25 protein-coding genes, 1 pseudogene and 2 riboswitches are annotated in these 23,942 nt (G+C 38.9%); of the genes and pseudogenes, 21 read left to right on the top strand and 5 right to left on the bottom strand.

Features of this window, described 5'->3' with window-relative positions; genetic code table 11:
- Positions 1 to 6: 6 nt before the first annotated feature.
- Together MUN88_RS12990 and copZ are read left to right on the top strand one after the other, a co-directional pair.
- Positions 7 to 2,391 carry a heavy metal translocating P-type ATPase gene (locus tag MUN88_RS12990; RefSeq protein WP_244715695.1) on the top strand — a complete coding sequence of 795 codons (2,385 nt, stop codon included), beginning with the start codon at positions 7 to 9 and terminating at the stop codon, positions 2,389 to 2,391.
- A gap of 24 nt (positions 2,392 to 2,415) precedes the next feature.
- On the top strand, positions 2,416 to 2,622 hold the full coding sequence (gene copZ, locus MUN88_RS12995) for a copper chaperone CopZ (protein WP_244715697.1): 207 nt from the start codon (positions 2,416 to 2,418) through the stop codon (positions 2,620 to 2,622).
- A 96-nt stretch (positions 2,623 to 2,718) separates the two neighbouring features.
- On the opposite strand, the gene MUN88_RS13000 is transcribed toward copZ, so the two are convergent.
- Positions 2,719 to 3,588: a Cof-type HAD-IIB family hydrolase gene (locus MUN88_RS13000; protein WP_244715699.1), complete on the bottom strand. Its 870-nt coding sequence runs from the start codon at positions 3,586 to 3,588 to the stop codon at positions 2,719 to 2,721.
- A 518-nt stretch (positions 3,589 to 4,106) separates the two neighbouring features.
- Between MUN88_RS13000 and guaC the strand changes: the two genes are divergently transcribed.
- The 6 genes and pseudogenes from guaC to queE all read left to right on the top strand — a co-directional run bounded on the left by guaC (position 4,107) and on the right by queE (position 9,007).
- Positions 4,107 to 5,081, top strand: a complete 975-nt coding sequence (guaC, locus tag MUN88_RS13005; RefSeq protein WP_244715701.1) for a GMP reductase — start codon at positions 4,107 to 4,109, stop codon at positions 5,079 to 5,081.
- A 242-nt stretch (positions 5,082 to 5,323) separates the two neighbouring features.
- Positions 5,324 to 6,543, top strand: a pseudogene (locus MUN88_RS13010) (ISL3 family transposase).
- Positions 6,544 to 6,788: 245 nt separating this feature from the next.
- Complete coding sequence (locus MUN88_RS13015) at positions 6,789 to 6,956, top strand: hypothetical protein (protein ID WP_244715703.1); 168 nt, start codon at positions 6,789 to 6,791, stop codon at positions 6,954 to 6,956.
- A 65-nt stretch (positions 6,957 to 7,021) separates the two neighbouring features.
- A riboswitch (PreQ1 riboswitch) is annotated at positions 7,022 to 7,066 on the top strand.
- An 84-nt stretch (positions 7,067 to 7,150) separates the two neighbouring features.
- Positions 7,151 to 7,819, top strand: a complete 669-nt coding sequence (queC, locus tag MUN88_RS13020) for a 7-cyano-7-deazaguanine synthase QueC (RefSeq protein WP_244715705.1) — start codon at positions 7,151 to 7,153, stop codon at positions 7,817 to 7,819.
- Positions 7,819 to 8,286, top strand: a complete 468-nt coding sequence (gene queD / locus MUN88_RS13025; RefSeq protein WP_244715707.1) for a 6-carboxytetrahydropterin synthase QueD — start codon at positions 7,819 to 7,821, stop codon at positions 8,284 to 8,286. Before queC ends, queD begins: the two co-directional genes overlap by 1 nt.
- Positions 8,279 to 9,007 carry a 7-carboxy-7-deazaguanine synthase QueE gene (gene queE / locus MUN88_RS13030; protein WP_244715709.1) on the top strand — a complete coding sequence of 243 codons (729 nt, stop codon included), beginning with the start codon at positions 8,279 to 8,281 and terminating at the stop codon, positions 9,005 to 9,007. The genes queD and queE overlap by 8 nt, the downstream gene beginning before the upstream one ends.
- Before the next feature lie 329 nt (positions 9,008 to 9,336).
- Here queE and MUN88_RS13035 read toward each other — a convergent pair whose 3' ends face one another.
- On the bottom strand, positions 9,337 to 10,638 hold the full coding sequence (locus MUN88_RS13035) for a lysine N(6)-hydroxylase/L-ornithine N(5)-oxygenase family protein (RefSeq protein ID WP_244715711.1): 1,302 nt from the start codon (positions 10,636 to 10,638) through the stop codon (positions 9,337 to 9,339).
- 109 nt (positions 10,639 to 10,747) lie between these two features.
- On the opposite strand from MUN88_RS13035, the gene MUN88_RS13040 reads away from it, so the two are divergent.
- Positions 10,748 to 11,071 carry a DUF4870 domain-containing protein gene (locus MUN88_RS13040; RefSeq protein ID WP_244715713.1) on the top strand — a complete coding sequence of 108 codons (324 nt, stop codon included), beginning with the start codon at positions 10,748 to 10,750 and terminating at the stop codon, positions 11,069 to 11,071.
- Positions 11,072 to 11,148: 77 nt separating this feature from the next.
- On the opposite strand, the gene MUN88_RS13045 is transcribed toward MUN88_RS13040, so the two are convergent.
- Positions 11,149 to 11,913 (bottom strand): FixH family protein, encoded by a 765-nt coding sequence (locus tag MUN88_RS13045; RefSeq protein WP_244715715.1) that lies wholly within the window; start codon positions 11,911 to 11,913, stop codon positions 11,149 to 11,151.
- A gap of 218 nt (positions 11,914 to 12,131) precedes the next feature.
- On the opposite strand from MUN88_RS13045, the gene MUN88_RS13050 reads away from it, so the two are divergent.
- From MUN88_RS13050 to MUN88_RS13085, 8 genes are all read left to right on the top strand, one after another.
- Positions 12,132 to 13,124, top strand: coding sequence for a metal ABC transporter solute-binding protein, Zn/Mn family (locus MUN88_RS13050; protein ID WP_244715717.1), 993 nt, complete (start codon positions 12,132 to 12,134; stop codon positions 13,122 to 13,124).
- A 427-nt stretch (positions 13,125 to 13,551) separates the two neighbouring features.
- Positions 13,552 to 14,526 (top strand): DUF4362 domain-containing protein, encoded by a 975-nt coding sequence (locus tag MUN88_RS13055; RefSeq protein WP_244715719.1) that lies wholly within the window; start codon positions 13,552 to 13,554, stop codon positions 14,524 to 14,526.
- 214 nt (positions 14,527 to 14,740) lie between these two features.
- Complete coding sequence (wrbA, locus tag MUN88_RS13060) at positions 14,741 to 15,337, top strand: NAD(P)H:quinone oxidoreductase (RefSeq protein WP_244715721.1); 597 nt, start codon at positions 14,741 to 14,743, stop codon at positions 15,335 to 15,337.
- A 510-nt stretch (positions 15,338 to 15,847) separates the two neighbouring features.
- A riboswitch (TPP riboswitch) is annotated at positions 15,848 to 15,958 on the top strand.
- A gap of 80 nt (positions 15,959 to 16,038) precedes the next feature.
- Complete coding sequence (locus MUN88_RS13065) at positions 16,039 to 17,016, top strand: ABC transporter substrate-binding protein (RefSeq protein WP_244715723.1); 978 nt, start codon at positions 16,039 to 16,041, stop codon at positions 17,014 to 17,016.
- A gap of 11 nt (positions 17,017 to 17,027) precedes the next feature.
- Positions 17,028 to 17,321 carry a thiamine-binding protein gene (locus tag MUN88_RS13070; protein WP_244724519.1) on the top strand — a complete coding sequence of 98 codons (294 nt, stop codon included), beginning with the start codon at positions 17,028 to 17,030 and terminating at the stop codon, positions 17,319 to 17,321.
- 100 nt (positions 17,322 to 17,421) lie between these two features.
- On the top strand, positions 17,422 to 18,180 hold the full coding sequence (locus MUN88_RS13075; protein WP_244724521.1) for an ABC transporter permease: 759 nt from the start codon (positions 17,422 to 17,424) through the stop codon (positions 18,178 to 18,180).
- Positions 18,177 to 18,920, top strand: a complete 744-nt coding sequence (locus MUN88_RS13080) for an ABC transporter ATP-binding protein (protein WP_244715725.1) — start codon at positions 18,177 to 18,179, stop codon at positions 18,918 to 18,920. The genes MUN88_RS13075 and MUN88_RS13080 overlap by 4 nt, the downstream gene beginning before the upstream one ends.
- Complete coding sequence (locus MUN88_RS13085; RefSeq protein ID WP_244715727.1) at positions 18,913 to 19,671, top strand: TatD family hydrolase; 759 nt, start codon at positions 18,913 to 18,915, stop codon at positions 19,669 to 19,671. The genes MUN88_RS13080 and MUN88_RS13085 overlap by 8 nt, the downstream gene beginning before the upstream one ends.
- A gap of 276 nt (positions 19,672 to 19,947) precedes the next feature.
- Here the strand turns inward: MUN88_RS13085 and MUN88_RS13090 are convergent, their stop codons facing one another.
- Both MUN88_RS13090 and MUN88_RS13095 read right to left on the bottom strand, forming a co-directional pair.
- Entirely contained in the window at positions 19,948 to 20,436 is a 489-nt protein-coding gene (locus MUN88_RS13090; RefSeq protein WP_244724524.1) for a thermonuclease family protein, read from the bottom strand.
- Positions 20,343 to 20,615, bottom strand: a complete 273-nt coding sequence (locus MUN88_RS13095; protein WP_244715729.1) for a thermonuclease family protein — start codon at positions 20,613 to 20,615, stop codon at positions 20,343 to 20,345. Before MUN88_RS13095 ends, MUN88_RS13090 begins: the two co-directional genes overlap by 94 nt.
- An 84-nt stretch (positions 20,616 to 20,699) precedes the next feature.
- On the opposite strand from MUN88_RS13095, the gene MUN88_RS13100 reads away from it, so the two are divergent.
- The 4 genes from MUN88_RS13100 to MUN88_RS13115 all read left to right on the top strand — a co-directional run bounded on the left by MUN88_RS13100 (position 20,700) and on the right by MUN88_RS13115 (position 23,909).
- A complete protein-coding gene (locus MUN88_RS13100) occupies positions 20,700 to 21,200 on the top strand; it encodes a SanA/YdcF family protein (protein ID WP_244715731.1) in 501 nt (166 codons plus the stop codon).
- 217 nt (positions 21,201 to 21,417) lie between these two features.
- Positions 21,418 to 21,792, top strand: coding sequence for a cupredoxin domain-containing protein (locus tag MUN88_RS13105; RefSeq protein ID WP_244715733.1), 375 nt, complete (start codon positions 21,418 to 21,420; stop codon positions 21,790 to 21,792).
- 395 nt (positions 21,793 to 22,187) lie between these two features.
- On the top strand, positions 22,188 to 22,874 hold the full coding sequence (locus MUN88_RS13110; protein ID WP_244715735.1) for an RluA family pseudouridine synthase: 687 nt from the start codon (positions 22,188 to 22,190) through the stop codon (positions 22,872 to 22,874).
- An 18-nt stretch (positions 22,875 to 22,892) separates the two neighbouring features.
- Complete coding sequence (locus MUN88_RS13115; RefSeq protein WP_244715737.1) at positions 22,893 to 23,909, top strand: LLM class flavin-dependent oxidoreductase; 1,017 nt, start codon at positions 22,893 to 22,895, stop codon at positions 23,907 to 23,909.
- The last annotated feature ends 33 nt before the right edge of the window (positions 23,910 to 23,942 follow it).

A 23,942-nucleotide genomic window follows, 5' to 3' on the forward strand; every position in this document is an offset into this window, starting at 1 on the left:
AGTCTCATGTCTGACATACAAGAGATGCGTTTCGAAGTAACTGGAATGACATGCGCAGCTTGCTCCAATCGAATCGAAAAAGTTCTTAATAAAATGGATTATGTAGAGGCTCAAGTCAATTTAACGACGGAACAAGCAGCCGTATCGTATAATCCTGAAACAGTTACCTTTGAGGATATTCAAGCAAAAATTGAAAAAATAGGGTATGGAGTTAAGTGGGAACAGATCGATTTGGCGGTTGAAGGCATGACATGTGCAGCATGTGCAAATCGCATTGAAAAAGTATTAAATAAGCAGCAAGGTATACAAAAAGCAACGGTCAATCTAGCAACAGAAAGTGCATCTGTCCACTATCAGCCATCCATTATGGATACCGGCGATATGATCAACCGTATTCAGAAGCTAGGATATGATGCCAAAGTAAAAGAAGACAGTCGTGAACAAAGCACGCAAAAAGAAAAAGCACAACAGCAATTAAGAATGAAATTAATTATTTCTGCTGTGTTGACAATACCTCTTTTTGCGACAATGCTCATTCATCTATTTAATATACCATTACCTGGTATTCTTATGAATCCATGGTTTCAATTGGTGCTTGCCACCCCTGTTCAATTTTTCATAGGTTGGCGCTTTTATCGAGGAGCCTATAAAAATCTTCGTAATAAAACGGCAAACATGGATGTGCTGGTGGCATTGGGAACAAGCGTAGCTTACTTTTACAGTTTGTACGAGACTCTTCAGACTGTTAATCAGAAAGCGTATGAGCCACATCTTTATTTTGAAACGAGTGCTGTGATTATTACATTGATTCTTTTTGGTAAATATCTAGAAACAGCGGCTAAGAGCAAGACGACTACTGCGCTTAAAGCTTTGCTGGAATTGCAGGCAAAGGAAGCAAGAGTCATTCGGGAAAACAAAGAACACATGCTTCCGGTTAGTGAAGTAGTCGTTGGTGATCATATCATCGTAAAACCAGGAGAAAAAATACCGGTAGACGGTACCATAATCAAAGGACATACCTCCATTGATGAGTCGATGATTACTGGTGAGTCAATTCCAGTAGAAAAAAGCGAAGCAGACCAAGTGATTGGATCCACCATTAATAAACACGGATCGATTACTTTAGAAGCAACAAAGGTAGGGAAAGATACGGCGTTAGCTTCCATTATTAAAGTAGTGGAGGATGCCCAAGGATCAAAAGCACCGATTCAACGATTGGCTGATGTAATTGCTGGCTATTTCGTCCAAATCGTTGTGGCTATTGCTATCGTGACATTATTAATTTGGATGTTGTTTATTAGGCCGGGTGAGCTAGAACCAGCGTTACTTGCGATGATTGCGGTACTGGTGATTGCTTGTCCATGTGCTTTAGGATTAGCCACACCAACTTCTATCATGGTAGGGACAGGAAAAGCAGCAGAACTTGGTATTCTCTTTAAAGGCGGCGAGCACCTGGAACGAACACATCAACTGGATGCTGTTATTTTTGATAAGACCGGTACGTTAACAAATGGCAGACCTGAAGTGACGGATTATCAGGGAGATCGCCAAACATTGCAATTACTGGCAAGTGCTGAATATTATTCCGAGCATCCGTTAGCAGAAGCAATTGTAACTTATGCCAATCAACAACAATTAACACTGTCGGAACTTGATTCATTTGAGGCAGTACCAGGGAGAGGTATCCAAGCGGAAATAGAAGGTGAAAAGCTTTTAGCCGGGAATCGAAAATGGTTAGCGGAAAATGGTATTCAAATCGACACGATGGACGATACTGTGAAGGAGTATGAAAATGCTGGGAAAACGGCGATGCTAATTGCAATAAATGGTTCCTTAACAGGGGTAATTGCTGTTGCTGATACGATAAAAGATTCAGCGTCAGAAGCAATTCGCCGACTGCATGCACAGGGGTTAGAAGTTATGATGCTGACTGGCGATAACCAGACGACAGCCGAAGCAATTGCTGATCAGCTAGGCATCAAGCACGTATTCGCCGAAGTTTTACCAGAGCAAAAGGCGGAGAAAGTGAAAGAAGTACAACTATCAGGTAACTCCATTGCAATGGTAGGCGATGGAATCAATGATGCACCAGCACTGGCAGTTGCTGACATTGGTATTGCGATTGGAACGGGTACCGAAGTAGCAATTGAAGCTGCTGACGTTACAATCCTTGGTGGTGACTTATTATTACTTCCAAAAGCTATTCAGCTCAGTCATGCAACAATTCGCAACATCAGGCAAAACTTATTTTGGGCATTTGCCTACAATAGTGCCGGAATACCGATTGCAGCTGCTGGAATTTTAGCGCCATGGATTGCAGGCGCAGCAATGGCATTTAGTTCCGTCAGTGTAGTGACAAATGCACTTCGGTTAAAACGAGTAAAAATTTAATTTTGTAATAAGGAGAGATAGATAATGGAACAAACAACATTGCAAGTACAAGGTATGACATGTGGTCATTGTAAAGCTTCTGTAGAAGGAGCCTTAAAGGAATTAAAAGGTATCACCACAACAGAGGTTCATCTTGATAAAGGGACAGTAGATGTATCTTATGAAGAGAATCAAGTGAGTGTTGATGACATGAAAGAGGCAATTGAAGAGCAGGGGTATGATATTCAATAAGGCAAAAGCTGAACCATTGATTGGTTCAGCTTTTTTTATTAGAGTATATAGTAACTATTATAGATGCTAGTATCGCTACCAAGCTAGCTTTCTCGGCTACATCTTGTAGTGTTCAGCTAGCATTTCTTTTATGGCATAGCTGACCCCGTTTTTTAGATTGGTTTTTGTTGTATGTGTACAGGCCATTTTAATGTCGTCGTCGGCATTGCCCATCGCTACACCACGACCGGCTATCTTAAGCATCGACAAATCATTATAATTATCCCCGATAGCCATTACATCCTCTAACGCAACGTTTATCTGTTCCGCATAAGTTTGTAATGCTAACCCTTTTTGAGCATTGACATCGTTAAATTCCAGGTTAGAATGGCCGGATGAAGTTATGGTAAGTGTCTGTTCACCTTGTAAATCATTTGCCACTTTATCTAAATTCTTTTGTTCTAATGAGAAGGCTAATATTTTATAAACTTCTATATCCGAGCGATTAAACAACGCATCAAAATCATCCGTCATGATCATTTCTTCTTCTTGAAAACGGTCTGTAGCACGCTTTCGTAATGCATCAGTATCAAGATCAGGAAAGGCAGATTTGTTGATATCTACCATCACTTCAATGAATTGATCACGGCTTTTTGAGAAACCACCCTGATTCGTAAATACTTCAAAATAAATACCTTGAGTTTCGCAGGCTTGTTGAATGACTTTACAGATGGCTTTATCTAATGGGGCGGTTGATAAAATCTTTCCAGCTTTATTGTGCACCTTGGCCCCGTTTAGACAGATGATTGGACAGGATAAGCCGGCGCTTTCCAGAGGTTTTTTGGCTGCATTATAAGATCTGCCAGTGGCAACAATAACTTCTATACCATTATCTTTTGCCAATTGGATTGCCTCCATATTTTCTTGGCTTATTTCATGCTTTTCATTCAGTAAAGTTCCGTCTAAATCTGTGGCGATTAATTTCATATTATGTCCCCTAACTTTTTTTATACAATTATCATACTAGAGTAATGAATAGATGTCTTGTGTATTGTCTTAATGATGTTTTGGAGGTTGAGGCAAGCAAAGATGCGTCAAGAATGTCTCCTAGATGCAAGGAATACGAAATAGAAGAATACTGCGAAGTAATGACAATTTGTTGAGACTTCTTATGCTGACAAGCGTTGAAGTTATCTTGACAGATTTAGTGTGCTTGAATACCGCTCCGGCCAACCACTCCTGCGCTATAGTTTTTCTCTACAACTGATATACTATAGCTAGTATATAGATTGATATCCTTTAATGTCTAGTCAATACCTCATTCTTATGATGTATAATGTCTAGCAACACTGCTTTTTCTGTTTCAATCGTTGTAGGTTAAATTGATAACGCTTACTATATTTGCGGTTTTACGTGTTGACTTTTAATAGAAATTATATTATATTACTAAAGGCGAATGTTTAGTGAAGGTCAATAATAAAAGTTCGCCTTTAGGAGTGAATGACATGGAAAATGTATTTGATTACGAAGATATTCAATTAATTCCCGCAAAATGTATTGTGAACAGCAGAAGTGAATGTGATACTTCTATTCAATTTGGAAAACACACATTCCGTTTACCAGTAGTCCCTGCAAATATGCAAACCATTATAGATGAAAACATTGCACTATACCTTGCCGAACATGGTTATTTTTATATCATGCATCGTTTTGAGCCCGAAACAAGAAAGGCTTTCATTCAAATGATGCATGAGAAAACATTAATCAGCTCCATTAGTGTAGGAGTAAAAGAAGAAGAGTACAGCTTTATTGAAGAACTAGCAAACGAATCCTTGATTCCTGATTATATAACAATTGATATTGCTCACGGTCATTCAAACGCCGTGATTAACATGATTCAACATATAAAAAAACACCTGCCAGTCAGCTTTGTCATTGCTGGAAATGTCGGTACACCAGAAGCCGTTCGCGAATTAGAGAACGCTGGTGCTGATGCAACCAAGGTTGGTATTGGACCAGGGAAAGTATGTATTACCAAGGTAAAAACAGGCTTTGGTACAGGCGGTTGGCAACTGGCAGCACTAAGATGGTGTGCGAAAGCAGCGACAAAACCTATTATCGCTGATGGAGGTATTCGTACACATGGTGATATTGCCAAATCTGTGCGTTTCGGAGCTTCTATGGTTATGATTGGTTCCTTATTCGCCGGTCATGAAGAATCACCAGGTATAACGGTCGAACAAGATGGTAAGCTTTTTAAAGAATATTTCGGTTCCGCTTCCGAATTTCAAAAAGGCGAAAAGAAAAACGTTGAAGGTAAAAAAATCGTAGTTGAGTATAAAGGAAATTTGCAGGACACATTAACAGAAATGGAACAAGACCTGCAATCTTCTATTTCTTACGCAGGCGGTACTTCACTGCAAGCAATCGGAACTGTTGATTACGTAGTAGTGAAAAACTCTATTTTCAATGGTGATTGATTTGAAGAACAAATAAGCAACATGTGTCTGCTTCAAAGGTTTTTTAGTAAAATCTAAGCCGCAGATAACACGAATTGTGTTATCTGCGGCTTTTCTATTGTCACATGCTGCGAAGTAACTTTTTAAAAACGGCTCTATTATATATGTTGGGGTTTGAAAAAATTAAGCATAATAAAACACGCAAGCTCCTATATCCTTTACACTTGAATGGACTAGAAACAAACCAAAGGGATAGGAGATGCGTGTACATGCAGTTTAACATGAATTTACCAGGATTAGAAAGTGTTATTGTTACTAAGATGGAGGAGTTGGAGGGGACTTTTACTTACATATAAAGTTGCCTGTTAAGAAACACCGTTGTCCTGCTTGTGGGGAAAGAACAAGCCACGTCCATGACTATAGAATACAAAAGGTACAACACTTAAAGCTCTTTGAACGAACATCTTATCTGTTTTATAGGAAGCGAAGATACGTTTGTACTTGTGGAAAGAGGTTTCCTGAGAAAAACCAAGTTGTAGGGCGATATCAAAGACATTCAAAGGAATGGAATCAAGCCCTAGGGCTTCGTGTTATTCAGGGAAAAAACTTTAAAGATACTGCTGGTCAGTTCAGAACTTCTCAAACAACAGCTATTCGTCGATTTGATCAACTAGCAGCTACTAGTTTAAAAGAAGTGGACACGTTACCACCAGTAATAGCTATCGATGAATATAAAGGGGATACAACAGAAGGTAAATACCAAGTAATCATCGCAAATGGAGAAACAGGTGTCCCGCTTGATATATTACCGAATCGCTCTGTACGTACGATTAAAAAGTACTTAGCTAAAAAAGGATCTCAAGTAAAGATGGTTGTCATGGATATGAGCTAAAGCTTTAAGTCAGCAGTTCAAAAGGCTTTGCGGAACCCCATCATCATTGCAGATCGCTTCCACTTTTGTCGGTATATTTATTGGGCTTTAGAACGAGTGAGAAGACGTGTTCAAAAAGAATTCCATGATTACGACCGCAAAAAGTGCAAGCGTATGAAACACATTTTTTATAAACGATATGAAGAACTGAGTAGTAAGCAACACTGGTATTTAGACAGATATTTAGGCTTGTCGGAGGATTTACGACAGGCCTATGGTTTAAAGGAAGCATTCCGCTCCTGGTTTGAAGGAGCGAAAAAGGTTGGAACAAAAGATTTAGGTGAAGTAAAACAAGGACCGTATAACTATTACAAACAGGTAGAAAAAGCAGGACTAGATGAGTTCATCAAAGCCGCTGGTACACTCAAGAACTGGCAAGCAGAAGTTTTAAATAGTTTTGCCTTTGACTACAACACTGGATTTGTGGAGGGCCTAAATAACCAAACAAAGGTTATTAAACGTAATGCATTTGGCTTTAAACGATACGATCGATTAAGGTTACGTGTATTACTGCATCATCAATTTAAAAACCTAGATTTTCAAGTTGGTTAAGGGATAGGAGCAAAGATTCCTACCCCAACATTTGACGCAGAACCTTAAAAACAATCAAGCTAGTCAGAGACGTGTCAATTATTTATCAGGACCGTTTTAATCGTGTTGAGTGAACGGTTAGCTTTTATCCCATTATTGGGAGATTTAACAGAGGAAAAGCAGGAAGTGTTGCCTGACAGGTTATTACAGCAGCTTAACCAATCGGATTATCTTTTACCGCGGTAGAGAAAATGGAAGGGGAAGGGATGCACAAACTGAACAGCTTCATTCAAATGGTGCAGCTTTTAGGGTCCGAGTCAGTGATATCGTTTAATCCAATTCGAGTCCAAATTGTCAATGGATATGAAGGTTTCTCATCCATACAAAAAGCAAATAGTGTACAAGCTGCCATTAATCGTTTTTATTTTTCGTAATGTGTAATCTATTTTTCTATGTTATACTGTAGAATGTTACATAAATAATATACAAATCTGTGCATACAGGAGAGGTTCTAGCTATACCCTCTATAAAAAACTAAGGAGAATCATACCTGCCTTAGGTATGATTTTTTTAATATTTCGGGGTGTATCGGTATCTCTTTTTCAATAGGAAGGGGAATTAATTTTTTATGGAAAAAAATAATCGTGCAGTTGTCGTTTTTAGTGGGGGACAAGATAGTACAACTTGTCTGTTTTGGGCGATGAAACAATTTGACCACGTGGAATTGGTCACCTTTGATTATCAACAACGACATCACGCTGAAATAGAGGTGGCAAAAGAAATTGCCAATGAGCAAGGTTTAACACATCATGTATTAGATATGGCATTACTCAACCAATTAGCACCTAACGCACTAACCAGAAAAGAAATAGAGGTTTCCAATGAGACAGAAGATGAAGTACCGAATACATTTGTACCTGGTCGTAATCTATTATTCTTGTCCTTTGCAGCAATTCTTGCGAAACAGATTGATGCGAAGCATATAGTGACAGGAGTTTGCGAGACTGATTTTAGCGGATATCCGGATTGTCGCGATGTATTTGTGAAGTCGCTAAATGTGACACTTAATTTATCGATGGCAGATCAATTTGTCTTACATACGCCGCTAATGTGGTTGGATAAAGCACAGACTTGGGAACTGGCCGATCAATTAAGTGTATTGGAATACATCCGGGATAAAACGTTAACTTGTTACAACGGTATAAAAGGCAGTGGTTGCGGTGAATGCCCAGCCTGCCAGTTAAGACAAAGAGGATTGGATAAATATATGCAATCGACAGATGGAGTGAATAAGTAATGTTTGGTTTTCAAATTGTGGAAGAATTACAGAAAATAGATCAGGATATTAAGCGTGAACAATTAAAATATCATCGTAAACGCGTGATGGTAAGTAAAGAATTCACGTTTGATGCTGCTCATCATCTACATTGCTATGAAGGCAAATGTAAAAATTTGCATGGACATACCTATAAAGTGATTTTTGGTATTAGCGGTTATGTGAACGATATTGGTATTGTCATCGATTTTGGTGATATCAAGAAAATTTGGAAGGAACAAATAGAAGTTTTTCTGGATCATCGCTATTTAAATGAAACATTACCAAACATGAATACAACGGCAGAGAACATGGTAGTCTGGATTTTTGAAAAAATGGAAGAAGCATTAGCACATGATTCGAACGAGTGCAGAATGGAATTTGTCCGTTTATTTGAAACACCGACAAGCTATGCAGAAGCAAGACGGGAGTGGATGATAAGTGAATAAAGTGCCTGTCCTTGAAATATTCGGTCCAACGATTCAAGGTGAAGGGATGGTTGTTGGCAGAAAGACGATGTTTGTCCGTACTGCCGGCTGTGATTACAGTTGTGCCTGGTGTGATTCAAAATTCACTTGGGACGGTAGTGCAAAGGAGGACATAAACATGATGACAGCAGATAGCGTCTTTCAACGGTTGAAAGAGTTAGGTGACAATCAGTTTGATCATGTCACGATATCTGGAGGAAATCCTGCATTATTAAAAAGTATAGATGGTTTGATCGAAATTCTTCATGCAAATGAGATAGAGGTGGCACTTGAAACCCAAGGCAGCCGTTGGCAGGATTGGTTTGTCAAAATAGATGATTTGACAATCAGTCCCAAACCACCAAGCTCAAAAATGAAGACGGATTGGTCTGTATTAGATGATATTTTCGAACAATTAAAAGAACATCAACGTCTGAATCATACGAGTTTGAAGATAGTCGTTTTTGATCAAGAAGATTTGCATTTTGCTGAAGAATTGCATCAACGTTATCCTGCGATTGCTTTTTACTTGCAGGTAGGAAATGAAGATGTAGAGGAAGCAGGCACTGATCAGATCGCCAGTCGTTTACTGAACAGCTATCAGTGGCTTATCGATCAGGTGATGTCCAACGGGCGGTTAAATCGTGTTCATGTATTACCACAGCTTCATACGTTAGTGTGGGGTAATAAAAGAGGGGTATAGACTTTCTAAAGCGTGAAAGTGACATTGGGAGAGTTCAAACGTCTGAAGATAGGTTGAGTTCAGGCAGAGGGCGCATCAAGCGGTAACCACATCAAATATATCACAACTACATGAAGATAGCACCACTTCACTCGAAAGGAATACCAAAAGTATCTTGAAGATTCCTGAGCAGAAAAAATGCCTTAATGAGTTATCATTCAGGCATTTTATTTACGCTAGAAAAGTATAAAATTTTTACAATGAAAAGCTCGACGTAGTGGAAATTTATAGTACCAATTATAAGAAAAATTACGGCATTCGCTAATAGACGAGGCGAACACCGAGTTTTTCTAATAATTAGCGGGATTGAATTCGGTAAAGGTCGTATCTCTTTGTTCAGGATAAATGGTTTTACCTGCTATTTCATTGATGATTTGGATATTTCGATCAACAGCTAAGCCTAAATTCGTTGCGCCAGTACCGTGGGAATGCTCTAAGTTCGTTAACGTATAAAAATGATGATCGCGTTGGTTATCATCTTTGAAAGCAAGCTTGAATTGCTGATTTACTTTGTAGCGTTTATCATCTTCCCAAATAACTTTATCGCCGAATCTCTTGTAAAACCAGTCAGGTATGTTCGGTTTATAGCCGGTAGCTAAAATTAATTTTTCAGTCGAAAACGTAAATTTTTCATCTTTTTGCCATTGATTCGCTTTAACCTTTACCCCGAACCCTTCATTTTCAGCATGTTGAATTTCGGTTAGTGGTTGAATCGTAATGGGTAATTTCTTGTTACCTACCGAACGATGATACAATAATTCATGAATTTTATGTAACGTTTCGCCATCAATTCCTTTTCGCAATTGACCAAGGTGCTCCAGCGAATCCACACGCTCTTTGTAGGAAAGATTATGAAAATAATCGACATAGTCAGGGGTGAATACCTCCTGGCCAAGCTTCGAATTATCGAGCTGAAGAAAACCAGGGGAACGTGTATACCATGATAAATGATAATCAAAATGTTCCTGCAGCTTTAATAAATCATAAAAAATCTCGGAAGCACTTTGTCCCGAACCAACCACTGTAATATGCTTTGCTTTAATGGTGTGATCTTTATGATAGAGATATTGACTGGAGTGAAAGGCTTTTTCTGATTCTGTCTGATCGAGATCAACAGGAATGACAGGCTCGCCACCAGTTCCCATTACGACATGCTTTGCATAGTAAGATTTTGTCTGCTGCAGTCCCCAGTGATTAACAACAACCTCAAAATGATCACCATGATCAATGACATCTATTATTTCTGATTGGAAGTTACAGGTTGGCAGCTGATTGGCCACCCATTTTAAATAATCCGCATATTCCTTCCGCGGCATCTCAAATTTATGAAAAAAGAAAAATTTATATAAGCGGTTTTGTTCATGTAAATAATTTAAGAACGTATACTTACTAGTGGGATTCGCCAACGTGACCAAATCGGCCAGAAAGGACACTTGTAAATCAGTACCATTGATTAACATTCCAGGATGCCAAGCAAATTCTCCATTCTGGTCAAAGAATATTGTCTTCAAATCTGATCGTTCCGTCGTTAATGTTGCAAGACCGAGATTGTAGGGGCCAAGGCCGATCCCGATAACATCATATTGTTCCATATAATTCCCTCATTTATGTTTATTATCTCATAGTATAAACGGTATAAAAAAAATTATCTAATAATAGTTATAGAATGACATGGATCAATAAAAGAGGAGGTGAACGGAGTTGAGCAGCAGTGATGAACGATTGTTTGCCATGTTAATTTACTTACTTAGTTTTTTTACCACCATTCTCGGACCCTTAATTATCTGGTTGATGAAGCGAGATGAATCTGATTTTATTGACTATCATGGGAAAGAATATTTCAACTTCTTTATTTCATTTTCGATTTACGGCATTGTTAGCGGCATGTTGGTTTTTGTAGTAATAGGGGTAGCACTTCTTCCTCTAATCGGAATTGCCGCATTTGTTTTAACGATTATTGCACTAATTAAAGCGTATAATGGTGAAAAATATTCAATACCTTTAGTCATCCATTTGATTAAGTAATAGAGACTAAGCTATGCAAAAAGGTTCCACATCGGTATTGGATGAACGGAACCTTTTTTCCGGGAATGACATCTTTCTTACTCGCTAACTTCCACTTCTGTTTCCGTATGTTCGTGTAAACCGTCCTCATCATTAACATGAACGGTCATATCGTATGTGCCTGATTCAGGAAAGGCGAAAGTTCCTTTATATTCTCCGGCACTGACTTCTTCTGCATCTATCCATTCGTGCTTCTCGCTGCTCAATACGATTTCATACCGAACGCGTGCTCCTTCGTAAGCTGTTCCATCAGACATTAGCTGTACTGTTATTTCTTTGTCTTCATTAGCGGTAACACCATTCAATGGCTCCACTTTGATTTCAAAGCCGCTAGAATGTTCATGCTCATGTGACGTTTCCTCTTCTTCATGAGCTTCTGATTCTTGCTCGGTATTTTGCGCCTTTCCAGTTACAGAGATAGCTTTTTTCGGCATAGAGTGAATACCGTTAGCGGTAGTGTGAGCATAAAGTTCGTAATCTCCAGGTTCTGTAAAAGTAACTTCTGCTGTATATGTACCATCCTCATTATTCGTAGATTCTACCATTACCGAATTTTCTTCATCTTCAACATTCCAATATTCAAACATCATTTCTTCAGCATCCGTCACTTTTTCGCCGTTAGTCGTTGTAACCGTGGCTGATAGGGTGACGGCTTCGCCAGTTTCAGCTTGTTCAGGTAGAGCGAAGTTGACTTCTATTCCTTGTACTTCATCTTCTACTGTAGTGTCCTCTGTGTTGGAATTATCTGCACATGCGGAAAGAACAATAATTGCGCTTAACATTAACCAAAATAATTTTTTCATGCTTCAACCTCCGTCATTAAAAAGCTTATTCAAAAATACTATACGCTTTTTGAAAGCGATATTCAATGAAAATTGTATGACATTGAAAAATCAAATCGTAATTATTACTATTTACAAGATGTGAAGAATAGGCTATAATAACTTGTGTTGTTCAAACAAATACTTTGGGTTTTAAATCGTAATGATTATTATTTATTTTTAGTTGGAGGAGTAGTTCGATGAGAAAATTAATTGTATTATTATTTTTGCTGGGAATGGTTTTAATGGGCTGTAATACGGAAACTTCTGAATCAAATGGGGACGGCAGTTCGTCAGATAACGAGTCTATTAAAATATATGCAACATTATATCCTTTAGCATATTTTGCTGAGGAAATTGGCGGGGAACTAGTAGATGTAGAAACAATTTTACCTGCTGGAGCCGATCCACACAGTTATGAACCGACATCTAAAATGATGGTGGATATAGCAGCTAGTGATCTGTTTTTGTTTAATGGCGCTAACCTTGAATCCTATGCTGGTGAAATTGAAGAAGCACTGAAAGATGAGGATGTCTCGATGGTGGAAGCTGCAGATGGGGTAACCAGTATGGAGCACAGCCATTCACATGAGGAAGAATCAGAGCATGAACATGAACATGAAGAGTCTGAACATACAGAAAGCACAGAAGACGGCCATAATCATGGTGATGTAGATCCGCATTTGTGGCTGGATCCGGTTCGTGCAATTGAGATGGCGCGTAATATTAAAGATGCATTAGTATCTCAGGATCCTGACAACGAAGAATTCTTTACAGATAATTTCAATCAGTTAGAATCAAAGCTAACAGAATTGGATGAGTCTTTTCATAAGCAATTAGAGCAAGCTGCCAGTCATCAGATATTGGTCACTCATGCTGCCTATGGTTATTGGGAACAAAGCTATCATATTGAACAAATAGCTTTAACCGGATTATCGCCATCTGAAGAACCATCACAAAAAGAATTAGAGCAAATCATTGATCATGTGAAAGAAACCGATATTAACTATTTATTGTTCGAACAGAATGTCGAACCGAAAGTAGCGCAAGTTATTCAGTCTGAGACAAATTTGGAATCATTGGAATTGCACAACCTATCTGTTTTGACAGAAGAAGATATTGAAAACAACGAAACATATTTCACTTTAATGGAACGCAATTTAGAGGTATTAACCAAAGCATTGAATGATTAACGGAGTGGAAACACTTCGTTTTTTTAGCTTGGAAAGTATATAATTGCAGTCATTAAGGTGAATGGAAGATGAAAATTGTGTTCAAGTTTGGAAACAATAGGTGCTTATAAAATGGATTATGTCAGCTTAAATGGTAATACTGAAATGGTTTATGTGCTAGGATGTCGCTCCGGCCAATCACTTCCTGCGGGGCATATTTCTGGAGCTCTGTTAGTATATTACATATGTGTCAAAATAACCACAACTATAAAGTTTACATAATCTGTATTATAGGTAGCTTGATACATACTTAATTTAGATTTAATCCGGTTTTTACTTACGATAAGTCGCGAAAAAGCACTTCCCTGATACTCAAAATATACTGTTGTTTGTAACTATTTATCCATTGGAGACGACAAATCCAATAAAACAATGGAGGTAGATACTCGTGAAATATGTGATTTATTTAGTAATGCTTTTTGCTCTTGTAGCATGTGGTACGGCGAGCAACGGTAATGGCAGTGATGAGACACCTACGTCGACCGATCAAAATCAAATGATTGGCTATGTTTCCAAATTTGAGAATAACCGAGTATTGGTGACAGAAAATTATATTGCATCACAAACAGAAGAGATACCGATTGAAGAATTGTATGAACAAGCAGGAAATGCAATCTTTTTTAACCTTGAAAATATCGATAAAGAAGTAAGAGATTCATTGGCAATTGGTGAAAAAATTACAGTAACACACGGACCAATTGCAGAATCCTATCCAGCTCAAAGTAGTGCAACTGATATTGCAAGAGTGAAGGATTCAGACCATGATTTGATAGAGACACATGGAGAATATGAAAATTTGATTCATTTGGAAACATTTAGACAAGCAGTTCAGAATCAGCAAGTCAGTCACTTACGATTAATACGTCATACGACAGAGGGTGATCCAATCTATTACAACATTTCTTATGATGGCAATGAATTTAATATTTCTCGTGATAGTCGTAAAGACAGTTATGCTGGCTCAGGTGATATTATGAACGGTTTTACCTGTAAGCAATTGGAGAATTCATTAACAGAAGAAAATAACATTCGCTTTGACTTTACCAGTTGTGATCAACAAGAAAAACTTTCTTTTGAGGTGCCATACGTTGAGATAATGGTACCAAAGCAAACATATCAAAGTCTGGAGATAATCGTAGGTGACCAAAAAATACTAGAGAGTGATGATAAGGAGAAAATTAATAAAGTTATTGAGAAAATTAGAACAGGAACTCCAAAATCAGTTATGATCATGACGAAGATGGCTCCTGCGGGCGAATTGGTGTTAAAAGGAGAACAAGCAAACATTCGTTTCGATTTTTACAAGGATGGGAATCTGATTCGCTATAACACATTTATCGAAGCTGGAATAACAGTTGACTAAAAGATCCATATTAATCGTTATTTTACATTGGTTTTTGAATGCTATCAAAATATCAGCAATTGTTTTGAAGGTATCTGGTCTGAGCTAACTATTTGATAGAAAAGATTTAACCGTGTTACTATTACACTATCTCAGAATCGAGATATTGTGTAATTCCGTACGAATCTGGGAAAACTCCAAATGGAATCAATACAACGAGAAGGGAAGTAGAGAAGTGGTAAAAGTAGCAGTTATTTATTATAGTTCAACAGGTACTAATTATAAGCTGGCGAATTGGGCGGCAGACGCAATCAAGGAAGCTGGCGCAGAAGTGAAGGTTGTTCGTGCACAAGAAACAGCACCAAAACCAGCGATTGCATCAAATCCAAAATGGGAGCAGCATTTGCAAGATACTGAACATGTTCCTGAAGCTAGCTCTGACGATATTGAATGGGCGGACGCGATTATTTTCAGTATGCCGACTCGTTTCGGTGGTGTTCCTTCACAAATGAAACAATTTATTGATTCACAAGGTGGTTTATGGGCTGCTGGTAAGACAGCCAATAAAGTGGTTAGTGCGATGTCTTCTGCATCTAACCCACACGGCGGCCATGAAGCAACGTTGTTGAACTTTTATACATCGATGATGCACTGGGGAGCTATTATAGTCCCACCAGGATATACAGATCAATCAGCCTTTACATCAGGTGGAAATCCTTATGGAAACAGTGTAACACACACGCCGGATGGTGACTTCGTAGAAGATGTAGAGAATGCAGTGAAACATCAAGCTAAACGCGTTGTAGAAGTAGCAACAAAGATTCACGGATAATATACAGTATAAGGCGAACCTCAAACTAGAATGAGATTCGTCTTTGTTATACGTTTAAAAGTATAAAATTTTAGCGAAGCAGATCGACGTAGTGAAAATTTAGAATGTACAACGTATAAGTAAAACTTCGGCATTCGCTAAAGATAAGGCGAATGCCGAGTTTTTCTAAACAGGTAAGAAAGTATAAAATTTTAAGGTTTCGTACCGCTTTCTAACATGAACAGCCATGTCCAGCGCAAGCGCCCAGATACTAGGTGGCTTCCTACATCGCCCTACGATAAAGAAGACTTGCCGATTGGTGATAACCAGAGGCCTAGTCGACCTTATGCCCTTGGGCGAAAGTCATCAACATCACTTGCTCACCGTGATTCCTTTATCTCAGTTAATGCCGTCCAGTCGCTACGTTTCTAAACGGGCGCTTGCGCTTTTCTAATGCACTGAAGCAAAGCTGAGTAAATAAAACTTGAAGAAATGATCGAAATATGTCAAAGTAGATAATGGAAAATTAAATAGGAGATGTAGGGGGACCGGTGTTGCCGGTTGAGAAAGTTTCCGTGAGTTACTTGACCCTTAGAACCTGATCTGGTTAGTACCAGCGTAGGGAACATATGAGATAATTGAATCTATATGCGCCCTAGTCTGCTAAGTCTTGGGTGTTTCTTATATGTTCCCCCAAAAAAGAAAAAAGGGGGATTTTTTACGTGAAAAAAATAATATTCGCAGCACTTAGTGTATGTTTGGTGTTGGTAGGGTGTGGAGAAGAAGACAGCTCCTCAGAGAAAATGGAGGACGTAACTCTCGTTTTGGATTGGACACCAAATACCAATCATACTGGATTATATGTGGCCCAATCAAAAGGGTATTTTGAAGAGCAAGGAATGAATGTAGAAATTGTGATGCCAGGTGAAGCGGGGGCAGATCAAACCGTTGCTTCTGGGAAAGCTGAATTTGGTATCAGCTACCAAGAGTCTGTCACAGAAGCTAGAGTCCAGGATATTCCACTAGTATCGATTGCAGCAGTGATCCAGCATAATACGTCAGGTTTTGCTTCTCCGGTTGATAAAGGAATTACCTCACCAGCCGACTTTGCCGGGAAAACTTACGGTGGCTGGGGAGCACCAGTAGAATCTGCTGTGATTGACTCGTTAATGAAACAAGAAGGTGCATCTGTAGAGGATGTAGACATCGTCAATATGGGTAATACTGATTTCTTTACTGCGGTAGAAAGGGATATTGATTTTGCCTGGATTTATTATGGCTGGACAGGAATCGAAGCAGAATTGCGTGGAAAAGAATTAAATATGCTTTATTTAACCGATTATTCGGAGAACCTAGATTACTATACACCAGTCATTACAACAAATGAAAATATGATAGAGGAAAATCCGGAAACGATTAAGAAATTTGTAGTAGCTGTAAGCAAAGGATATCAATTCGCAACCGATAATCCAGACGAAGCTGCAGATATTCTGATTGAAGAGGTACCTGATCTAGATGAGGAATTAGTATATGCCAGTCAAAAATGGTTATCACCGAAATATCAAGATGATGCAGATAGATGGGGTGAGCAATCACAAGAAGTATGGCAGAATTATGCCGACTTTATGTATGAAAATGATCTGTTGGATCGAGAACTAGACGCAGAAGCAGCCTTTACCAATGAATTTTTACCCGAATAGGAGGGAGTATGATGGCAGAAGCATTAGTGAGTATACAAATTATACCAAAAACACCGAATGGAGAAGAGTCGATTCCATTTGTCGATGAAGCAATTTCTATTATTGATCAATCGGATGTTAACTACCATGTAGGACCATTAGAAACAACGATGGAAGGGGAGTTATCCGAGTTGTTCGCTGTTATCGAAAAAATGAATCAGCGCATGCATCAGTTAAATTGCCCCAGTGTAATATCGCAAGTGAAAATTTATTCGCGTCAAGATCGCCAGGCATCGATGACAGAATTAACGAAAAAATATCGTTAGAATGGAAAGTGGCCATAAAATGGGCGAAAGTAACCATAAAAGTATAAAGAGTGGCCATAGAACACTTGAAAGTGGCCATGAAAAAATTGAGGTAGGTTTTATGTGGAGAAAGTTATCATTACCAGTCATTATGATCGTCGGTATTCTACTTGTCTGGGAAGGATCCAGCCGATTTTTTCAAATACCTAGCTGGATTCTTCCTGCTCCAACAGAAATAGTGACAGAAGCAATACAAGGCTGGACGAATTTTCAGCAGCATGTTTGGGCGACGGTAAGTCTTACAACTGGTGGTTTTATTATAGGTACCGTGTTTGGTCTGGCGATCGCAATGCTCCTTCATTTATTGCCAAAAGTTAGAGAAGCTGTTTATCCATTGTTGATTTTATCTCAGAACATACCAATCATTGTTCTTGCTCCGCTTCTCGTTATTTGGTTCGGCTTTGGAATTACGCCAAAATTGCTCATTATTACGTTAGTTTGCTTTTTTCCAATTGCTGTCTCCACCTTAGACGGCTTCAATCAAACAGAGGCGGAATTGATTCATTATATGAAAATGGCTGGTGCAACCAAAAAACAAGTATTTACCAAGTTAGAATTACCGCACGCTGTACCGCAGATCTTTTCTGGTTTAAAGATATCGGCTACGTACAGTGTGATGGGGGCCGTAATATCAGAGTGGCTTGGTGCCAATAAAGGAATAGGTGTCTATATGACGTTGGCATCTTCTTCGTTTAGAACGGACCGCGTATTTGTAGCTATTTTTATTATCATGTTATTATGTTTTGTTTTCTTTTCGATTATTATTGGCTTAGAAAAAATGATTTTAAAATGGCGTCCATCTAAGGAGGAGTCATTATGAGTACGTTAGAATTAGTCAACATAAGTAAGAAGTTTCAGTCACAACAAGTGCTTTCTAATGTCAATCTAAAGGTTCGAAATGGTGAATTTGTGTCACTGTTAGGACCTTCCGGGAGTGGGAAGAGTACCATTTTTCATTTGATAGGTGGGTTATATTTACCTGATCAAGGAAGCATTCGTTTAAATAATCAGGAAATAAGCGGTCAAAAAGGATCGATTAGTTATATGCCACAGACGCCGTCCTTATTGCCGTGGAGAACGGTTTTAGAGAATGTTATACTTGGGGCTGAATTGCATCAGAAACCGGATAAACACAGAGCCGAGGAAATGCTTGAGCGGGCAGGATTAATTGAATATAGCGAAGCATACCCTCATGAATTATCAGGGGGGATGCGGCAGCGAGTTGCATTTGTGCGAAGTATCTTAAGTCCGCAGCCGTTCATTTGTCTGGACGAGCCTTTCTCTGCACTGGATGAATTTACGAGATTGGACATGCAAAAGTGGCTATTATCGATCTGGGAGGAGGAGCGGCCATCCGTATTATTTGTCACACATAATATTGAAGAAGCCATCTTCCTTTCCGATCGTATTCTGGTATTGGGTGCAAAACCTGCTCAAGTTAAAGCCGAATTTACAGTGGATTTTGCACGTCCCAGAAAAGAAGGAGTTACGTTAACGACAGAGTTCTTGCAATTGAAAAAGAATATTTATCAAACATTGCGTGGTGAATTAGATGATTGATAGCCATATTCATCTGGACTGGTATCAGGGAGATGAACAGAAACAAATACTGAAGAGCAAATCTATTGAAGGGTTCATTGCTGTATCAAGTGATTTGAAGAGTTGTCAAAAAGTGGCGCAGTTAGCTGCTCAACATGCTTTTGTTTTTCCCGCTTTTGGATGGCATCCTGAACAGCCTCTTCCAAATGAAGTGGAATTACAAGCGATTTTTGATTTAATCAGAGAGCACGCTGACCAGATTGCAGCTATCGGAGAAGTTGGTCTGCCCTATTACAGTAAGAAAAAGAATCCATCTCTTCCGATTGATCCTTACATTTCGATTTTGGAACGTTTTATCATAAGTGCAAAAGACCTCGATCTCCCTATCGTATTGCACGCCGTTTATGAAGATGCTGATATCGTTTGTGATCTATTAGAAAAGCATCATGTGGTTCGTGCTCATTTTCATTGGTTTAAAGGGTCAGCTGCCACCATGAACAGGATAATAGATAACGAATATTTTATCTCGGTTACTCCTGACTGTCTCTACGAAGATGAAATACAGCAAATAATACGGTGCTTTCCATTGGAGTTAATAATGATAGAAACAGATGGACCATGGCCATTTGAAGGTCCATTCGAGGGTCGCATGACACACCCTGAAATGATGAGAGACTCTCTTACTACCATTGCTGCAATTAAACAGCTTCCAGTGACCGAGGTGGAGGAAATAATAGAACGAAATACACGGGCGTTTTATTGTCTTGAATAAGACCGGATATCATTTGGCAGCAATCATCTTGCTATGATGATTGCTGCTTTTTGATGGATGATAATTTTCTATAATCAAACGGAAGAGACTACTCCCACAGCGCCGAACGCCTGTACAAGGCACATCTTCAAGCGTGTCAAAGTGCCAAGCGTCAGAACAAGCACAACTTCTTGCGGGATGGACTTCCCAAAAGCGTCATATGTCTGAACATTGACTAACACCAAAACCGCTGAACTAGCCTAACTAGAAACAGTACGATTTCGGTTAAGCCTAAAATCATTCACATGCGACACCATCAAGATCTCGATCCAAATGTTTTCCATATCCCTTATCTCCCTGATATAAAGGAGTGACTTCTGCTGTTTCTGCCTCTGAACAACTTCTATATATTTTTTCATCGGCATCAGTTTCTTCTATATGATGGAAACCATCCTCAGTTACATAATCCTCTATACTCCAAATTCCAATTTCATCAGCTTGAGCCTCTTGCTCCGCCTGTTCCATCCAGGTTTGATGGGTATAAGGAGGGTCATACACATATGCGTATCTAGCAAGACCATTTTCTAATAATAATTGATTGAAGTTTTCTCCATTTATCCAAATATAACCGAGCAGACGATCATATTTATCTCGTTTCGGTCCATCGAATTCCACTTGAACGGTTTCTCCTGCTAGTATTTCTTCTGCAAAGTCTGAAGCTTCCTCTCCGAATGGCTGTTTTGGTAAATCAGGATGTTTCGTTTCAGGGGTTCCACTAAAAGCAATCGAATATTCTCCTCTTTACCGTCTATTTCAATTTTTATCGTATCACCATCCACCACACGAATAACCTTCGCCTCAGCATCATACGCACCTTCACTGATGCTTTCCATTGTAGCGAGGTCGCAGCTGGTAAGAAAAATACCAGTTAGAAGTAATAATGTTAACGCTATTTTTTGAAACATGCTTGCACCGTCCTCTATATCTTTATACGCATTGAAAAATAGTTTACTATAGTACATGACAATTGAAAAGATAAAGTGAGGACTATGATGAAAAAATGGTTGCTGATAGTGTTTGCTGTTTGGTGTCTATGGTTCTTTATTCCTACCTCATACATAGTGATCGATGGATGGACAGATGAGAATAAGAAAGGAGATCTTGGTGTGGTATTTGGCAATAAGGTTAATGAAGATGGTAGTTTGTCGGATCGTTTAAAAGCAAGATTAGATAAAGCACTTGAATACTATCAATCAGAAATGATCGAAATAATACTTGTAAGCGGCGGAGTAGGTAAAGAAGGCTATGATGAAGCAAAAGTGATGGAGGAATACTTGATTCGCAAAGGAGTGAATTCAGAAGATATTTTTGTTGACAGTGAGGGATATAATACAAGAATGACAGCAGAAAATAGTTATCGTATAGCTAATGTGAATCAGCTGCCGGTTCAAAGTGTAACGGTTATCACACAATATTTTCATATTACTAGAGCGAAATTTACTATGAAGCAGGCTGATTTTCAAGATGCTGCAGGGACTCATGCGGAATAGACGTCTATTCGATTATACGTGAATTTCCCGCTTTCTATAAATACTGGCTATTGTCAGAGTAGATTATGAAAATTTTGTGAAGGTTGTTAAACATCGGTAGTATTTCCAATTAGAATCGTTATAATGGTAAAGTAGATATTGTTAGATTAAAAAGGTTCTGTTCTGGATATAAATGTATAATGTTACATAAGAACAGACTTGAAAGGAGCTTATATTGATGAAAAAACTAGTCCTAATATGCTTAACTCTTACACTTGCTCTGATTTTAGTAGCTTGTGGTGCCGGGGAAGAAGACAATGCCAGTGATAATAACCAGGATTCTGCAGCAACTGGCAGCGGCGAAACGGTTGATCTGATTGCGACGAACTGGAAATTTGATCAGGAAGAATATACAGTGCCAGCAGGTGAAGTGACGGTTAATCTCACGAGTAAAGAAGGGTTTCATGGTATTGTGATTGAAAATAGCGATGTGTCTATTGAAGGGGAAGGATCAGCTACTACAACGCTTGAACCTGGTGAATATACCATTAGATGTTCTGTTCCATGCGGCACGGGTCACAGCGAAATGACCGCTACACTTGTAGTACAATAAACTAATAGTAAAGGGATGGATTCTGCGTTGTCACGGCAACAAACAATCCGTCCTTTTTTGTGCTAAACAAGTAAAGTATATAATTACCTCATTAAAGCAGAATACCAAAGTTAGCTAAAATCGTGCCCTACAGGACGCGGAGCATATTTCCGGAGCTTTGCTATGCATATAAAATATTTCAAAATTACCACATTGTAATATAGTTTCACCTGACATAATCCCTATTATTTATAGATAGCCTTATATATGCTTAAGTTAGTTATGACTGTGTGGGGTTAAATCCGGCTTTTATTACTATCCGTATCAAATTACCAAATAGGAATGCGTTGATGCCGGGAACAGGATGATGTTAAACTGTATAGTAGGAATGGAATATTCGAAGGAATGAGGTTACTATGAGTATCGAAATTTTGTATGAAGATAATCATTTACTGATGGTTGAAAAACCGGTCAATTTGCCGGTTCAACAAGACCAAAGTAATGATGATGACTTATTAAATATATTGAAAGATGATATCAAATACCGCTATCAGAAACCTGGAAACGTCTACTTAGGGCTTGTTCACCGTTTAGATCGGCCAGTTGGAGGAGCGATGGTCTTCGCAAAAACATCAAAAGCAGCTTCCCGACTATCCGATACAATTCGCAAAAATGAAATAGACAAAACCTATTTGGCGGTTGTCAGAGGAGTTCCGGATGAAGCAACTGGCTATCTTGTTGATTATCTGGTAAAGGATAAAAAGCGAAACAAGGTTTCGGTGACATCATCGCAAACGAAGCAGGCAAAAAAAGCAGAGTTAGGCTACGAGCTTTTAGCAAGTGAAAATGGATTAAGCTTAGTGAAAATTCATCTTTACACGGGAAGGCCACATCAAATCCGTGTTCAGTTTGCTTCACGTAATATGCCGCTTTTTGGAGACCAAAAATATGGATCCAAACAAAATAAACCTGGACAGCAGATTTCATTATGGTCGCATCGGTTACGTTTTTATCATCCTGTTCGCCAAGAAGAAATTAGCAAAAAATCATTCCCTCCAGACAAGTATCCATGGTCGAAGTGGAATGATATTTTGTATGCATAATGGGAGAGGATGAAAGAAATGGAATTAGGAATTTATAGCCTGGGAGAATTATTATCGAATCCCAAGACAGGTCGCATCATGTCAGCCAATAACCGTATTAATGATCTTGTTGAAATGGCACAATATGCTGATCAGTCTGGAGTGGACGTATTTGGTGTCGGTGAACATCACCGGCTGGATTACGCCGTATCTACCCCGCAGATGCTGTTATCTGCCATATCACAGAGAACTGAATCGATTAGACTGACAGCATTAACTTCATTATTAAATACAGCAGATCCAGTCCGTTTATTTGAGGATTTTGCAACATTAGACCTTTTATCTGGTGGACGAGCAGAATTTACTGCAGGAAGGGGAGCGTTTGTAGAGGCATTTCCTTTATTCGGTTATAATGAAAAGCATTATGATGAGCTGTTTAGCGAGCATTTAGCTCTCTTTCTGCAGCTTAATCAACAGGAACAAGTTACTTGGGAAGGGACTTATCGTTCGAAATTAGATCAAGCAGAAATAGCGCCGCGACCTCTACAACAAGCTTTACCAGTATCGATTGGTGTAGGAGGTACGATCGAAAGTGCTGAACGTTCCGGGAAAAATGGATGTGGTTTAACAGTTGTAATGATCGGTGGGATTGCCAAAAAGTATCAGCCACTTGTTGCTCGTTATCGAGAAGTATTTAGCGGAGAGCAATCACCACACGTTGCAATTGCAGGGCATACGATGGTCCGTGAAACATTAGAGGAACTAGAAGAAGACTTTTACAGCTATTATGCGCATTATTGGGAGCATTTGACCAAACAGGGAATTGGTGGAGCGATGGGAGCAGCACGTACTGACATGGACTTTATTACAAGTGAAGAGTCAACATTAATGGTAGGTACTCCTGAACAAATAATTGCCAAAATCAAATACCAGTATCAATTATTTGGTCATGATCGTTTCCTGGCGCAAGTCGATTTTGGTGGACAACCAATCGAATCGGTAAAAGAAACGATCGATTTGTTAACGAAGAAAGTCATGCCTTATCTGCAAAAATAACGATGCATATGTTCCTTTAAGAGCTAATATGAT

The organism is Gracilibacillus caseinilyticus (assembly GCF_022919115.1).
GTDB lineage: Bacteria > Bacillota > Bacilli > Bacillales > Amphibacillaceae > Gracilibacillus > Gracilibacillus caseinilyticus.